Below are 14,345 nucleotides of genomic sequence, written 5' to 3' on the forward strand. Positions count from 1 at the left end.
ATCAAAAGTTTGATGTCGGGGTGCGACCTTCGATACGGGGAACGCTCCCCGGGCACGATGCCCCGGCGGGGCCTGGGCGGCCAGGGTGGGGGCATGTTCGTCGCTTGGAGAGATCTGCGGTTCGCAAAGGGCCGCTTCGCGCTCATGGGGTCGGTCGTCGTGCTGGTCACGCTGCTGGTCGGCCTGCTGTCGGGGCTGACGGCCGGCCTGGCCCGGGAGAACGTCTCGGCGATCACCGGGCTGCCCGCCTCACATGTGGCCTTCGCCGCCCCACCGGGGCAGCAGGAGGTGTCGTTCACCCGCTCCCGGGTCACCGAGGAGGCCTGGCGGGCGTGGCGGGACACGCCCGGGGTGCGGTCCGCCGACCCGCTCGGCATCCGCACCACCGACGCCGCGGCGGGGGAGCGCACCGCGGCGGTGTCCGTGTTCGGCGTGGAGCCGGGCGGCCCGCTCGCCCCTGCCGCCGGCGGCGGCCCCGGTCCGGGCCGGGTGGTCCTGACCGAGCAGGCGGCAGAGGAGCTCGGCGGGCTCACCGCCGGCTCCCGGCTGGCCGTCGGCCCGCTGGAGCTGACCGTCGCCGCCGTCGCCGGCACCGCCGCGTACAGCCACACGCCCGTCGTGTGGGCGGACCTGGACGACTGGCAGCGCCTCGGCACCCCGGGCGCCGCCCCCGGCACGGCTCCCGCCACGGCCCCCGGCGGGGGATCCGGCAGGGCCGCCACCGTCATCGCGGTCGACGCCTCCGCCGGCGCCGGGCTCGCCGCGGCCGACCGGGCCGCCGGGACCACCGCGCGGACCGTCGAGGACGCCCTCGGCGCCATCGGCTCCTACCGGTCCGAGAACGGCTCGCTCCAGCTGATGCGCGGCTTCCTCTTCGCCATCTCCGCCCTCGTCACCGGGGCCTTCTTCACCGTGTGGACCATCCAGCGCAGCGGCGACGTCGCCGTCCTGAAGGCGCTCGGCGCCTCCACCCCCTACCTGCTGCGCGACGCCCTCGGCCAGGCCGTGGTGATGCTCGCGCTCGGCACCGGCCTCGGCACCGCCCTGGCCGCCGGCCTCGGCGCGCTGATCAGCGGCGGCGACGTCCCGTTCGTCCTCGACGCCGGCACCGTGCTGTTCCCGGCCGCCGTCATGATCGTGCTCGGTGCGCTCGGCGCCGCGCTGTCCATCCGGCGGATCACCGCCGTCGACCCCCTGACCGCCCTCGGGAGCGCCCGATGACCCTGCTGGTGCACGACGCCACCCTCACCTACCCGGACGGCGAGGGCAGGCTCACCGCCCTCGACGCCGTCGCCCTGGAGGTCCCCGCGGGCACCCTCACCGCCGTCGTCGGGCCCTCCGGCTCCGGGAAGTCCAGCCTGCTGGCGGTCGCCGCCACCCTCGTGACCCCGGACTCCGGGCGGGTCGTGGTGGCCGGGCGGGACACCTCGCGGCTCACCCCGGCCGAGAAGGCGGCGCTGCGCCGCGAGGAGATCGGCATCGTCTTCCAGCAGCCCAACCTGCTGCCGTCGCTGACCGCCGCCGAGCAGCTGCTGGCGATGGCGCACCTCTCCGGGCGCCCGCCGCGGGCGCTGCGCCGCCGGGCCCTGGAGCTGCTGGACGCGGTCGGGCTCGCCGACAAGGCCGGCAGGCGCCCCCACCAGCTCTCCGGCGGGCAGCGCCAGCGCGTGAACATCGCCCGCGCGCTGATGAACGAGCCCTCGGTGCTCCTGGTCGACGAGCCCACCAGCGCCCTCGACCACGAGCGCGGCGCGGCCGTGCTCGACCTGCTCGCCGCCCTCACCCGGGAGCGGTCCACGGCCACGGTGCTGGTCACGCACGACCGCACCCACCTGGAGCGGGCGGACCGCACGGCGGTGATGGCGGACGGCAGGCTGACGGAGCCGCTGCCGGCCGCGTGACCCGACCCCGGTGCAGGCCCGTGCGGGAGCCCCCGCACGGGCCTCGGCGCGCTACGCGGGGCTCTGGCTCTGCAGGGCCACGGACAGCTCGGCCGCCACGTTCTGCAGGATCGGCACGATGGACGGGGTCAGGTCCTCGGTGACCCGGCCCGCCGGACCCGAGATGGAGATCGCGGCGGCGGTCGGCGAGTCCGGCACCGACACGGCCAGGCAGCGGACCCCTATCTCCTGCTCGTTGTCGTCGACCGCGTAGCCCAGCTTGCGCACCTGCTCCAGGGCCTCCAGGAAGCCCTCGGGCGTGGTGATCGTCTTCTCGGTGGCCGCGGGCATCCCGGTCCGGGCGAGCAGGGCGCGGACCTCGTCCGCCGGGGTGTGGGCCAGGAGGGCCTTGCCGACGCCCGTGGAGTGCGGCAGCACGCGCCGGCCCACCTCGGTGAACATGCGCATGGAGTGCTTGGACGGCACCTGCGCCACGTACACGATCTCGTCGCCGTCGAGCAGCGCCATGTTGGCGGTCTCGCCGGTCTCCTCGACCAGCCGGGCCAGGTACGGGCGGGCCCAGGTGCCCAGCAGGCGCGACGCGGACTCGCCGAGGCGGATCAGTCGGGGGCCGAGGGAGTACCGTCGGTTGGGCTGCTGGCGTACGTAGCCGCAGGCGACGAGGGTGCGCATCAGGCGGTGGATCGTCGGCAGCGGCAGACCGCTGGCGGTGGAGAGCTCGCTCAGGCCGACCTCGCCGCCGGCGTCGGCCATGCGCTCGAGCAGGTCGAAGGCGCGCTCAAGGGACTGGACGCCACCGCTGCCGGCGGTGGGCTTGGCGGAAGCGTCGGTGGTGCTGGCGCTGGACGTCGGCACGGCGCGGTCCTTTCGGTGCTGGCAGGCAAGGAAGCAGCCTACCGGTCGGTCGGCGCCGGCCCCAGTTCCGGGTGGGCGCCGTCCTCGCCGGTCAGAGCGGGTTTGTCCGAGTGGCGGAGGTGGTCGGGAAGCTACCCGTCCGCCTCCCGGCGGCGATAGCTACATTCTGGATAGCGAAAACATCATTCCATCCTGTGGAAACCTCCAATTGCACCATCGGCGTGTCGGTGCAGTGCCACGGCGCTCTTGACTGGGCCCCGGATCGGCGTGAAGACTCCGTCAACAGAACGTTGAATTTCACTCTGTGGAAGTAGATGGGGAGGTTCCGGCGTGTCCGACGACGTGGAACTGGTACTGCGCTCGACCCGCGTCATCACGCCCGAGGGGACGCGCGCCGCCTCGGTGGCCGTCGCCGCCGGGAAGATCGCCGCCGTGCTGCCCCACGAGGCGCCCGTGCCCGCCGGCGCCCGCCTGGAGGACTTCGGGGACGACGTCCTCCTCCCCGGCCTGGTGGACACCCACGTCCACGTCAACGACCCCGGCCGCACCGAGTGGGAGGGCTTCTGGACGGCCACCCGCGCCGCCGCGGCCGGGGGCATCACGACGATCCTCGACATGCCGCTGAACTCCCTCCCCCCGACCACCACCACCGCGAACCTCGCCGTCAAGCAGGAGGCGGCCCGCACCAAGGCGCACGTCGACGTCGGCTTCTGGGGCGGCGCCCTGCCCGACAACACCAAGGACCTCCGCCCCCTGCACGACGCCGGCGTCTTCGGCTTCAAGTGCTTCCTGTCGCCCTCCGGCGTCGACGAGTTCCCGCAGCTCGACCAGGAGCAGCTCGCCGCGGCCCTCGCCGAGATCAGCGGCTTCGGCGGCCTGATGATCGTGCACGCCGAGGACCCGCACCACCTGGACTCCGCGCCCGTCGTCCCCGGCCCCAGGTATGCCGACTTCCTTGCCTCCCGGCCGCGCGCCGCCGAGAACACCGCGATCGAGAACCTGATCGCCCAGGCCCGCCGCCTCGACGCCCGCGTCCACGTCCTGCACCTCTCCTCCAGTGACGCGCTCCCCGTGATCGCGGCCGCCCGCGCCGAGGGCGTGCGCATCACCGTCGAGTCCTGCCCGCACTACCTCACCCTGACGGCCGAGGAGGTCCCGGACGGCGCCAGCGAGTTCAAGTGCTGCCCGCCCATCCGCGAGGCCGCCAACCAGGACCTGCTGTGGGAGGCGCTCGCCGACGGCACCATCGACTGCATCGTCTCGGACCACTCGCCGTCCACCGCCGACCTCAAGACGGCCGACTTCTCCACCGCCTGGGGCGGCATCTCCTCCCTCCAGCTCGGCCTTCCGGCCATCTGGACCGAGGCCCGCCGCCGCGGCCGCACCCTGGAGGACGTCGCCCGCTGGATGTCCACCGCCCCCGCCCGCCTCGCGGGCCTCGGCCGCAAGGGCGCCATCGAGGCCGGCCGCGACGCCGACTTCGCCGTCCTGGCCCCCGACGAGACCTTCACCGTGGACCCGGCCGAGCTCCACCACCGCAACCAGGTCACGGCGTACGCGGGCAGGACCCTGTACGGCGTCGTGCGGTCCACCTGGCTGCGCGGTGTGCGGATCGCCGACCACGGCACCCCCACCGAGCCCACCGGCCGACTCCTCGAAAGGCAGAACTGACAGTGGCGATCCCTTCCTTCACCGGCAACGCGAACCCGTACGGGGGAGGCGACCCGTACGCCGACTACCGCACGGCCGAGTTCCCGTTCACCCAGTACGCGAACCTCGCCGACCGGCAGCTCGGCGCCGGTGTGATCGCCGCGAACGACGAGTTCTTCGCCCAGCGGGAGAACCTCCTCGTCCCCGAGCCCGCCGAGTTCGACCCCGAGCACTTCGGCCACAAGGGCAAGGTCATGGACGGCTGGGAGACCCGCCGCCGCCGCGGCGCCTCCGCCGAGCACCCCTGGCCCGCCGCCGACGACCACGACTGGGCGCTCGTACGCCTGGGCGCGCCCGGCGTCATCCGCGGCATCGTCGTCGACACCGCCCACTTCCGCGGCAACATGCCGCAGGCCGTCTCCGTCGAGGGCGCCAACTGGACGGGCGCCCAGGCCCCGACCCCGCAGGACCTCCTCGCCGACGGCGTGAAGTGGACCACCCTCGTGCCCCGCACCCCGGTCGGCGGGCACGCCGCCAACGGCTTCGCGGTCGACGCCGAGCAGCGCTTCACCCACCTGCGGGTCAACCAGCACCCGGACGGCGGCATCGCCCGCCTGCGCGTCCACGGCGAGGTGCTGCCCGACCCCGCGTGGCTGGCGGCCCTCGGCTCCTTCGACGTCGTCGCCCTGGAGAACGGCGGCGCCGTCCAGGACGCCTCCAACCGCTTCTACTCCCCGCCGACCAACACCATCAACCCGGGCCGCTCCCGCAAGATGGACGACGGCTGGGAGACCGCCCGCCGCCGCGACCAGGGCAACGACTGGATCCGCTACCGGCTCGCCGCCGAGTCCGAGATCCGCGCCGTCGAGATCGACACCGCCTACCTCAAGGGCAACTCGGCCGGCTGGGCCTCGCTGTCCGTGCGCACCGGCGAGGACGGCGAGTGGACGGAGTTCCTGCCGCGCACCCGCCTGCAGCCCGACACGAACCACCGCTTCGTGCTGGACGCCCCGGCGGTCGGCACCCACGTCCGGATCGACATCTTCCCCGACGGCGGGTTCTCCCGCCTGCGCCTGTTCGGCTCCCTGACGGAGGCGGGCACGGCCGCCCTCACCGCCCGCCACCAGGAACTGGGCGGCTGACGGCCCGGCCCCCAGCCGCCCGGCCGCCGCGGGGGCCGACACCCCCGCGGCGCGCGGGCCGCGCCGCACTACACGGCGTGGCCGCCGTCCACCGAGAACTCCGCTCCCGTCACGTAGCCGGCCTCCGGGCCCGCCAGGAACGACACGACGGCGGCCACCTCGTCCGGCGTGCCGAACCGGCCGAGGGCCGTCGCCTCGCTCTGCGGGGCGGCGTACGGCCCGTCCGCCGGGTTCATGTCCGTGTCGACGGGGCCGGGGTGGACCAGGTTCGCGGTGATGCCCCGCCCGCCGAGCTCCCGGGCCAGGCCCTTCGTCAGGCCGGTCAGCGCCGCCTTGCTCATCGCGTACAGGGTGCCGCCCGGCGCGGTCACCCGCTGCACCAGGCAGCTGCCGACGGTGATGATGCGGCCCCCGGCCCCCATGCGGCCGGCCGCCGCCTGCGCCGTCACGAACGCGCCGCGCACGTTGACGGCGAGCACACGGTCCACGTCGGCCGCGGCCAGGTCCTCCAGCGGGCCGAGCACGCCGATCGCGGCGTTGTTGACCAGGACGTCGATCCGGCCCAGTCCGTCCACGGCCGCCGCCACCGCTCCGGCCGCCTGCCCCGCGTCCCCGGCATCGGCGCGTACCGCCAGGGCGCGCCGGCCCATGGCCTCGATCCGGGCGGCGACTGCGGCGGCTGCGTCCGCCGACGCCCCGCTCACGTAGGTGAGGGCCACGTCCGCGCCGTCCTCCGCCAGGCGCAGCGCGGTCGCCGCCCCGATGCCCCGGCTGCCGCCCGTCACGAGGGCCACTCTGTTCGCGTTCACGGTGTTCCTTCCTCCCGCTGAATCGTTGACGCTTCAATGAAACGTCGCGGGGTGGGCGGGCGTCCGGCAGGAATCCGACCTGGAGTCCGTGCGTGCCGCACGGCCGCGCCCGGCGCGGGCGGGGACCCTGGTGCGGTGCAGGCGACACCGACCCGAAGGAGCGCCCGGCCATGGCCAAGCTGACCCTGACCACCTTCCTCACCCTCGACGGCGTGATGCAGGCCCCGGGCGGGCCCGCCGAGGACCCCAGCGGCGGCTTCGAGTACGGCGGCTGGCTGGTGCCCTACGCCGACGACGGCATGGCGCAGTTCATGACCGAGGTGTTCGACCGGGTCGGGGCCTTCCTCCTCGGCCGGCGGACCTACGACATCTTCGCCGGGTACTGGCCGCAGGTCACCGACCCGGCGGACCCCATCGCCGGCCGGCTCAACACACTCCCCAAGTACGTGGCCTCGACCACCCTGGCCGACCCCCGGTGGGCCGGGACGACCGTCATCGACGGCGAGAACCTGCAGAGCGAGATCGTCCGCGTCAAGGACGCCCTCCCGGCCGACCGCGAACTCCAGGTGCACGGCAGCGGCATGCTGGCCCAGTGGCTGCTGGCCCGCGACCTCGTCGACGAGATGAACCTGCTCGTCTTCCCCGTCTACCTGGGGGCCGGCCGCCGGCTCTTCCCCCGCGGCGGCCTGCCGACCGCCTGCGAGCTCACCGCCTCCCGCACCACCGCCGCGGGCACCGCCATCCACACCTACCGCCGCACCGGCCGCGCCTCCTTCGGCACCTTCTGACCCGCCCCCGCCGCGGCGCCGCAACGCCCGCACAGTGGCCGGAAACGGGCGGGCCCGCGGATCAGCCCCCGCCGTACGCTGGGCCGCATGCCCCAACCGGACATCAGCGGAAACGCCCCGGACTTCCAGGCCGACCCCTACTCCTTCTACGCGGCGCTGCGGGCGCGGGGCCCGGTCCACCGCATCGCCGCATCCTCGGACGCGTACGAACCGGCCTGGATCGTCGTCGGCCACGAGGAGGCCCGGCAGGCCCTCACCCACCCCGGCCTCGCCAAGGACTGGCGCGAGCGCCTGCCGGACGTCCCGCACACCGCCGCCAACCTCAACATGCTGGAGTCCGACCCGCCGCAGCACACCCGGCTGCGCCGCCTGGTCGCCCGCGAGTTCACCGCCCGCCGCGTCGAGGCGCTCCGCCCCCGGGTCCGGGAGGTCACCGACGGGCTGCTCGACGCCATGGCGGCCCGCCCGCAGCGCAGCGCCGACCTCGTGCAGGCCCTCGCCTTCCCGCTGCCGATGACCGTCATCTGCGAACTGCTCGGCGTGCCCGGCCTCGACCGGGAGCGGTTCGGCCACTGGTCCAAGGCGGTCGTCTCCCCGCCCTCCGGCGCCCCCGACACCGCCGCCCACCGGCAGCTGAGCCTCTACCTCGCCGAGCTCGTCGAGGCCAAGGCCCAGGAGCCCGGCCAGGACCTGCTCTCCGCCCTCATCCGCACCCGCGACGAGGACGGAGACTCCCTCTCCCCGGACGAGCTGATCGGCATGGCCTTCCTGCTGCTGATCGCCGGCCACGAGACCACCGTCAACCTCATCTGCAACGGCGTCCGGGCCCTGCTCGCCCACCCCGCCCAGCTCGCCGCGCTCCGCGCCGACCCGGACGGGCTCCTCGACGGGGCCGTCGAGGAGATGCTGCGCCACGAGGGCCCCGTGCAGAACGCCACCTACCGGCATGCCCGCGAGGACGTGGAGATCGGGACCACCCTCATCCCCGCCGGATCCACCGTCCTCGTCTCGCTCGCCGCAGCAGACCGCGACCCGGCCCGCTACGCCGACCCCGACACCTTCGACATTCGGCGCGCACCCCAGGGCCACCTGGCCTTCGGCCACGGACTGCACTTCTGCCTCGGCGCCCCGCTCGCCCGGCTGGAGGGACGCACCGCCCTGCGCGGCCTGCTGGAGCGCTTCCCGACCCTGGCCGAGGACCCCGGCGCCGGCCCGCCCGCCTGGGTCCGCGGCAGCCTCATGCGGGGAGTGACCCGGCTCCCGGTGCGCTGGTAGCCGCGGACCGTGCCCCGCCACCCGCGGCAGCCGCAGCCCGCGCCGGCGCCCGGCCGCTCACAGGCCGGGCAGCTCCGCCAGGTCCACCGGGCGCCGCTCCCGCCGCGAGAGTTCGCACGCCTCGGCGACCCGGAGCGCGGCCAGCGCCTCCCGGCCGTCGCAGGGGTTCGGCCCCTCGCCGCGCACGAGCCGGACGAATGCGGCCAGCTCCGCCTCGTACGCGGGGGCGAACCGCTCCAGGAAGCCCGTCCACGGCTTCGCCGCCGGCGGCGGGCCGTGCGGCTCCGTCGACGCGATCGGGGTGCGGTCGTCCAGCCCGGAGGAGACCTGGTCGAGCTCCCCGGCCAGCTCCATCCGGACGTCGTACCCCGCCCCGTTGCAGCGGGTCCCCGTACAGGTCACGAGCGTGGAGTCGTCCAGGACGAGCACCGCCGCGGCCGTGTCCACATCACCGGTCTCGCGGAACACCGGCGGGCCCGCGTCCGAGCCCGCCGCGTACACGTGCGCCACCTCCCGGCCGGTGACCCAGCGCACCATGTCGAAGTCGTGCACCAGGCAGTCCCGGAACAGCCCGCCCGACGTCGCCAGGTACGGCGCGGGCGGCGGCTGCGGATCGGCCGTCATCGTCCGTACGGTGTGCAGCCGGCCCAGCGCACCCGAGCGGACCAGCTCCCGCGCGGTGCGGTACCCGGCGTCGAAGCGGCGCATGAACCCCAGCTGGAGCACCCCGCCCGCGGCCTCCACCTCCCGCAGCACCGACAGCGTCCGGGCCAGGTCCGAGGCCAGCGGCTTCTCGCAGAACACCGGCAGCCCGCCCCGCACGGCCCGCACCACCAGCTCCGCGTGCGCGTCGGTGGCGCTGGAGACGACCACCGCGTCCACGCCCCAGGTGAACACCTGGTCCACGGAGGGGGCGGCCGTCGCGCCCAGCCGCTCGGCCAGCCGCGCGGCCCGCCCCGGATCGGCGTCGGCCAGCAGCAGCGAGCCGGCGTCCGGGTGGCGGGCCAGAGCCGCGGCGTGGAAGGACCCGATGCGGCCCGTTCCGATCAGCCCGATGCGCATGCACTCAACCTGGACCGCGGCGGCGGTGCTGTCAATCCGCCTGCGGGCACCCGGGCCTGCCCGGATCGCCGGGACGCCCCCGATGGCCGCACATGGTGCACTGTGGCGGATACTGGGCGGCTGGAACCGGAATGACCGCTTTGACATCAGCGGACCGCGGAAGACGAAGACACCGCACGAAGGAAGGGCACGGCAACGTGGCAAGGGTCGGGACAGGGGTACGCGTCGTCGGCGCCGTGCTCGCGGCGGTACTGGGGGCCTCCCTCGCGGGCTGCAGCAGCACGGGCGGCAAGCGCGCCGAGGATCGCGCCAAGGCCGCGGCGGCGGGCCGGCCCGCCGTGTCCACCCCCCGCTGGACCTTCGCGATGGTCACGCACGCGGGGGACGGCGACACCTTCTGGGACATCGTCCAGAAGGGCGCCAAGGAGGCCGCGGCGAAGGACAACATCAACTTCGTCTACTCGCACGACGACCAGGCGCAGCAGCAGGCCCTGCTCGTGCAGAACGCCATCGACCAGAAGGCCGACGGCATCATCGTCAGCCTCGCCAAGCCGGAGGCGCTCAAGGACGTCGTCGCCAAGGCCGTCAAGGCCGGCATCCCGGTCGTCACCGTCAACTCCGGATCCGCCCAGTCGGCCGAGTACGGCGCGCTCACCCACATCGGCCAGGACGAGCAGGTCGCCGGCGAGGCCGTCGGCGCCGAGCTGACCCGCCGCGGCCGCACGAAGGCGGTCTGCGTCCTGCACGAGCAGGGCAACGTCGGGCACGAGCAGCGGTGCGCCGGGGCGAAGAAGACCTTCGGCGGCACCATGGAGAACCTCTACGTCGAGGGCACCAACATGCCGTCCGTCCAGGCGGCCGTCCAGGCCAAGCTGCAGGCCGACCCGTCCGTGGACGCGGTCCTCACCCTCGGCGCGCCGTTCGCGGCGACCGCCGTGAAGGCGAAGGAGGCGGCGGGCAGCAAGGCCGAGGTCGACACCTTCGACCTCAACGCCGCGGTCGCCCGCGACCTGAAGTCCGGCGTCCTCGGCTTCGCCGTCGACCAGCAGCCCTACCTCCAGGGCTACCAGGCGGTCGACCTGCTGTGGCTCTACCGCTACAACGCCGACGTGCTCGGCGGCGGCCGCCCGGTCCTGACCGGTCCGCAGATCGTCACCGCCGCCGAGGCCGCCGCGCTGGAGGAGTACATCAAGCGGGGCACCCGGTGACCGCCCCCGCCCCCGCCCCTGCCCCGGCGCCCGCGCCTGGCGCGCCCGCCGACGAGCGGCTCGCGCCCGTCCCGCTGCTGCGCCGCCTGCTCGGCCGGCCCGAGCTGGGCGCCGTCGTCGGAGCCGCGGCCGTCTTCCTCTTCTTCTCCCTCGCCGCCGACAGCTTCCTGCGCGCGTCCAGCCTGAGCACCGTCCTGTACTCGGCGTCCACCCTCGGCATCATGGCCGTCCCCGTGGCCCTGCTGATGATCGGCGGCGAGTTCGACCTCTCCGCCGGCGTGATGGTCACCACCTCGGCCCTGGTCAGCTCGATGTTCAGCTACCAGATGACCGCCAACGTGTGGGTCGGCGTCCTCGTCTCGCTGCTGGTCACCCTCGCGCTCGGCTTCTTCAACGGCTACATGCTGACCCGCACCAAGCTGCCGAGCTTCATCATCACCCTCGGCACCTTCCTGATGCTGACCGGCCTGAACCTCGGCTTCACCAAGCTGATCACCGGCACCGTCTCCACCAAGAGCATCGCCGACATGGAGGGCTTCCCCTCCGCGCAGGCGCTCTTCGCCTCCCAGTGGACCCTCGGCCCCGTCACCCTCAAGGTCACCGTCCTGTGGTGGGCCGCCCTCGTCGCCCTCGCCACCTGGATCCTGCTGCGCACCCGCGCCGGGAACTGGATCTTCGCGGTGGGCGGCGGCGCCGACGCGGCCCGCGCCGTCGGCGTCCCCGTCGTCCGGACCCGCATCGGCCTCTACATGGGCGTCGCCCTCTGCGCCTGGATCTCCGGACAGCACATCCTGTTCTCGTACGACGTCGTCCAGTCCGGCGAGGGCGTCGGCAACGAGTTCCTCTACATCATCGCGGCCGTCATCGGCGGCTGCCTGATGACCGGCGGCTACGGCTCCGCCATCGGCGCGGCCGTGGGCGCCCTCATCTTCGGCATGACCAGCAACGGCATCGTGTACGCCCAGTGGAACCCCGACTGGTTCAAGTTCTTCCTCGGCGCGATGCTCCTGCTGGCCGCGCTGCTCAACGCATGGGTCCGCAAGCGGGCGGAGGCGAAGTGACACCCCTCGTGAAGCTGACCGGAGTCAGCAAGTCCTACGGCAGCATCCGCGCCCTGAGGGACGTCTCCCTGGAGGTCTCGGCCGGCGGGATCACCTGCGTCCTCGGCGACAACGGCGCCGGCAAGTCCACCCTCATCAAGATCATCTCGGGGCTGCACCGGCACGACTCCGGCACCTTCGAGATCGAGGGCGAGGAGACCGAACTCGCCAACCCGCGCGCCGCCCTGGACCGCGGCATCGCCACCGTCTACCAGGACCTGGCCGTCGTCCCCCTCATGCCCGTGTGGCGGAACTTCTTCCTCGGCTCCGAGCCCACCCGGGGCCGCGGCCCGCTGCGCCGCCTCGACGTGGACCTCATGCGCCGCACGACCCGGGCCGAGCTGCTGCGCATGGGCATCGACCTGCGCGACGTCGACCAGCCGATCGGCACCCTCTCCGGCGGCGAGCGGCAGTGCGTGGCCATCGCCCGCGCCGTCCACTTCGGCGCCAAGGTCCTCGTCCTGGACGAGCCCACCGCAGCCCTGGGCGTGAAGCAGTCCGGCGTCGTCCTGAAGTACGTTGCCGCCGCCCGGGACGCCGGACTCGGCGTGGTCCTCATCACCCACAACCCGCACCACGCCCACCTCGTCGGCGACCGCTTCGTCCTGCTCAAACGCGGTGCGATGGCCGGCAGCCACACCCGCGACTCGATCACCCTCGACGAGCTCACCCGGCAGATGGCCGGCGGCTCCGAGCTGGACGAGCTGAGCCACGAACTGGCCCGGGTGGCACAATCGGGACCGCAGCCCCCCGAGCCCGCCGGGCCCGCGGGCACCACCGCACCGCCGAGGGACGACACGACTCGATGAGCACGTACCGGGACTTCACGCTCACCCACCGAGGGTCGGCGCGGGGCACCGTCCTGCGGACCATCGGGTCCCGTGAGCGCCGGTCGCACCTGACCGCCCCCCGCGTCCCCACCGTCGGCATCGACATCGGCGGCACCAAGGTCATGGCGGGCGTCGTCGACGCCGACGGCGTGATCCTGGAGAAGATCCGCACCGAGACCCCCGACAAGTCCAAGAGCCCCAAGGTCGTCGAGGACACCATCGTCGAGCTCGTCCTCGACCTCTCCGACCGCCACGACGTCCACGCCGTCGGCATCGGCGCGGCCGGCTGGGTCGACGCCGACCGCTCCCGCGTCCTCTTCGCCCCCCACCTGGCCTGGCGCGACGAGCCGCTGCGCGACGCCCTCCAGTCCCGCCTCGCCGTCCCCGTCATGGTCGACAACGACGCCAACACCGCCGCCTGGGCCGAGTGGCGCTTCGGAGCCGGCCGCGGCGAGGACAACCTCGTCATGATCACGCTCGGCACCGGCATCGGCGGCGCGATCCTGGAGGGCGGCCAGGTCAAGCGCGGCCGGTACGGGGTCGCCGGCGAGTTCGGCCACATGCAGGTCGTCCCCGGCGGCCACCGCTGCCCCTGCGGCAACCGCGGCTGCTGGGAGCAGTACAGCTCCGGCAACGCCCTGGTCCGCGAGGCCCGCGAGCTCGCCGCCGCCGACTCCCCGGTGGCGTACGGCATCATCGCCCGCGTCGGCGGCAACATCCAGGAGATCACCGGCCCGCTCATCACCGAGCTCGCCCGCGAGGGCGACGCCATGTGCATCGAGCTCCTCCAGGACATCGGCCAGTGGCTCGGCGTCGGCATCGCCAACCTCGCCGCCGCCCTCGACCCCTCCTGCTTCGTCATCGGCGGAGGCGTCAGCGCCGCCGACGACCTGCTGATCGGCCCCGCCCGGGACGCCTTCCGCAGGCACCTGACCGGGCGCGGCTACCGGCCCGAGGCCCGCATCGCCAAGGCCCAGCTCGGCCCCGAGGCCGGCATGGTCGGAGCCGCCGACCTCGCCCGGCTCGTCGCCCGCCGCTTCCGCCGCGCCACCCGCCGGCGCGTCGAGCGGTACGAGCGCTACGCGCAGCTCGGCCGCCGCAAGACCCCCGGCCCCGACGACCAGGACGACACGCAGTGACACCGCCCACCCTGCCCCGCCAGGCGCCCGCCCCCGACGAGAGCGGCGCACCGCCCCCCGCGGAGGACCGCAAGCACGTCGTCCGGCGCCGCTGGATCACGGCCCTGATCATCCTGCTGCTGATCGGCGTCCCCGCCGGCTACCTCGCCGTCTCCGCGCAGCAGAGCCGCGAGAGCGGCCGCGACAAGGCCGCCAAGGTCGGCGCCACGAAGGTCCGGCCCGCCTGGCCCTCGCGGGTGCAGCGCAGCATCTACGACGTGCCCATCCCCCAGAAGGCCTGGAAGGTCGGCTTCCTGGAGACGAACAACTGGCACACCAGCCGGCTGTACGTGCAGTTCGCCGTCACCCCCGCCGACCTGGACGGCTTCCTCGCCGACCTCGGCACCAGCCGCGCCGAGCTGACCCGCGGCGTGGCGATCGACGCGCACGACACGGCCGTCTCGGGCTGGAACTGGAAACCGCACAGGACCTGGTACGGGACCACCCTGGAGCAGCCCGCCCCCCGTCCCACCCGCGACGTGACCGTCGACCTCACCGACCCGGCCAAGCCGAGCGTCTACGTCGTCTCGACCGCGGTCCCGTAGGG

At 74.1% G+C, this 14,345-nt stretch carries 14 protein-coding genes; 11 read left to right on the forward strand and 3 right to left on the reverse strand.

The window, feature by feature from the left end:
- The first annotated feature begins 93 nt into the window (after positions 1–93).
- Together C0216_RS09690 and C0216_RS09695 are read left to right on the forward strand one after the other, a co-directional pair.
- Entirely contained in the window at positions 94–1,221 is a 1,128-nt protein-coding gene (locus C0216_RS09690) for an ABC transporter permease (protein ID WP_114054878.1), read from the forward strand.
- On the forward strand, positions 1,218–1,901 hold the full coding sequence (locus C0216_RS09695) for an ABC transporter ATP-binding protein (protein ID WP_114054879.1): 684 nt from the start codon (positions 1,218–1,220) through the stop codon (positions 1,899–1,901). Before C0216_RS09690 ends, C0216_RS09695 begins: the two co-directional genes overlap by 4 nt.
- A gap of 51 nt (positions 1,902–1,952) precedes the next feature.
- Here the strand turns inward: C0216_RS09695 and C0216_RS09700 are convergent, their stop codons facing one another.
- A complete protein-coding gene (locus C0216_RS09700) occupies positions 1,953–2,756 on the reverse strand; it encodes an IclR family transcriptional regulator (RefSeq protein ID WP_114054880.1) in 804 nt (267 codons plus the stop codon).
- Positions 2,757–3,086: 330 nt separating this feature from the next.
- On the opposite strand from C0216_RS09700, the gene allB reads away from it, so the two are divergent.
- The gene (allB, locus tag C0216_RS09705; RefSeq protein WP_114054881.1) at positions 3,087–4,427 is read left to right on the forward strand and encodes an allantoinase AllB; all 1,341 of its coding nucleotides are present in this window, start codon (positions 3,087–3,089) and stop codon (positions 4,425–4,427) included.
- A 2-nt stretch (positions 4,428–4,429) separates the two neighbouring features.
- Positions 4,430–5,548 (forward strand): allantoicase, encoded by a 1,119-nt coding sequence (alc, locus tag C0216_RS09710; protein ID WP_114054882.1) that lies wholly within the window; start codon positions 4,430–4,432, stop codon positions 5,546–5,548.
- A gap of 68 nt (positions 5,549–5,616) precedes the next feature.
- Here alc and C0216_RS09715 read toward each other — a convergent pair whose 3' ends face one another.
- Positions 5,617–6,357 (reverse strand): SDR family oxidoreductase, encoded by a 741-nt coding sequence (locus C0216_RS09715; protein ID WP_246042437.1) that lies wholly within the window; start codon positions 6,355–6,357, stop codon positions 5,617–5,619.
- 170 nt (positions 6,358–6,527) lie between these two features.
- On the opposite strand from C0216_RS09715, the gene C0216_RS09720 reads away from it, so the two are divergent.
- Both C0216_RS09720 and C0216_RS09725 read left to right on the forward strand, forming a co-directional pair.
- On the forward strand, positions 6,528–7,145 hold the full coding sequence (locus C0216_RS09720) for a dihydrofolate reductase family protein (RefSeq protein ID WP_114054884.1): 618 nt from the start codon (positions 6,528–6,530) through the stop codon (positions 7,143–7,145).
- A gap of 87 nt (positions 7,146–7,232) precedes the next feature.
- Positions 7,233–8,420 carry a cytochrome P450 family protein gene (locus C0216_RS09725; RefSeq protein WP_114054885.1) on the forward strand — a complete coding sequence of 396 codons (1,188 nt, stop codon included), beginning with the start codon at positions 7,233–7,235 and terminating at the stop codon, positions 8,418–8,420.
- A 57-nt stretch (positions 8,421–8,477) separates the two neighbouring features.
- Here the strand turns inward: C0216_RS09725 and C0216_RS09730 are convergent, their stop codons facing one another.
- Positions 8,478–9,482 (reverse strand): Gfo/Idh/MocA family protein, encoded by a 1,005-nt coding sequence (locus tag C0216_RS09730; protein ID WP_114054886.1) that lies wholly within the window; start codon positions 9,480–9,482, stop codon positions 8,478–8,480.
- Positions 9,483–9,679: 197 nt separating this feature from the next.
- On the opposite strand from C0216_RS09730, the gene C0216_RS09735 reads away from it, so the two are divergent.
- The 5 genes from C0216_RS09735 to C0216_RS09755 are packed head-to-tail and all read left to right on the forward strand — an operon-like array spanning position 9,680 to position 14,343.
- Positions 9,680–10,690 (forward strand): sugar ABC transporter substrate-binding protein, encoded by a 1,011-nt coding sequence (locus C0216_RS09735; protein ID WP_114054887.1) that lies wholly within the window; start codon positions 9,680–9,682, stop codon positions 10,688–10,690.
- Entirely contained in the window at positions 10,687–11,751 is a 1,065-nt protein-coding gene (locus C0216_RS09740; protein WP_428985410.1) for an ABC transporter permease, read from the forward strand. The genes C0216_RS09735 and C0216_RS09740 overlap by 4 nt, the downstream gene beginning before the upstream one ends.
- On the forward strand, positions 11,721–12,599 hold the full coding sequence (locus tag C0216_RS09745; RefSeq protein WP_428985411.1) for an ATP-binding cassette domain-containing protein: 879 nt from the start codon (positions 11,721–11,723) through the stop codon (positions 12,597–12,599). Before C0216_RS09740 ends, C0216_RS09745 begins: the two co-directional genes overlap by 31 nt.
- Entirely contained in the window at positions 12,596–13,759 is a 1,164-nt protein-coding gene (locus C0216_RS09750; RefSeq protein ID WP_114054888.1) for an ROK family glucokinase, read from the forward strand. Before C0216_RS09745 ends, C0216_RS09750 begins: the two co-directional genes overlap by 4 nt.
- A complete protein-coding gene (locus C0216_RS09755; protein WP_114054889.1) occupies positions 13,756–14,343 on the forward strand; it encodes a hypothetical protein in 588 nt (195 codons plus the stop codon). The genes C0216_RS09750 and C0216_RS09755 overlap by 4 nt, the downstream gene beginning before the upstream one ends.
- Positions 14,344–14,345 lie beyond the last annotated feature (2 nt).

Source organism: Streptomyces globosus (assembly GCF_003325375.1).
GTDB classification, from domain to species: domain Bacteria; phylum Actinomycetota; class Actinomycetes; order Streptomycetales; family Streptomycetaceae; genus Streptomyces; species Streptomyces globosus_A.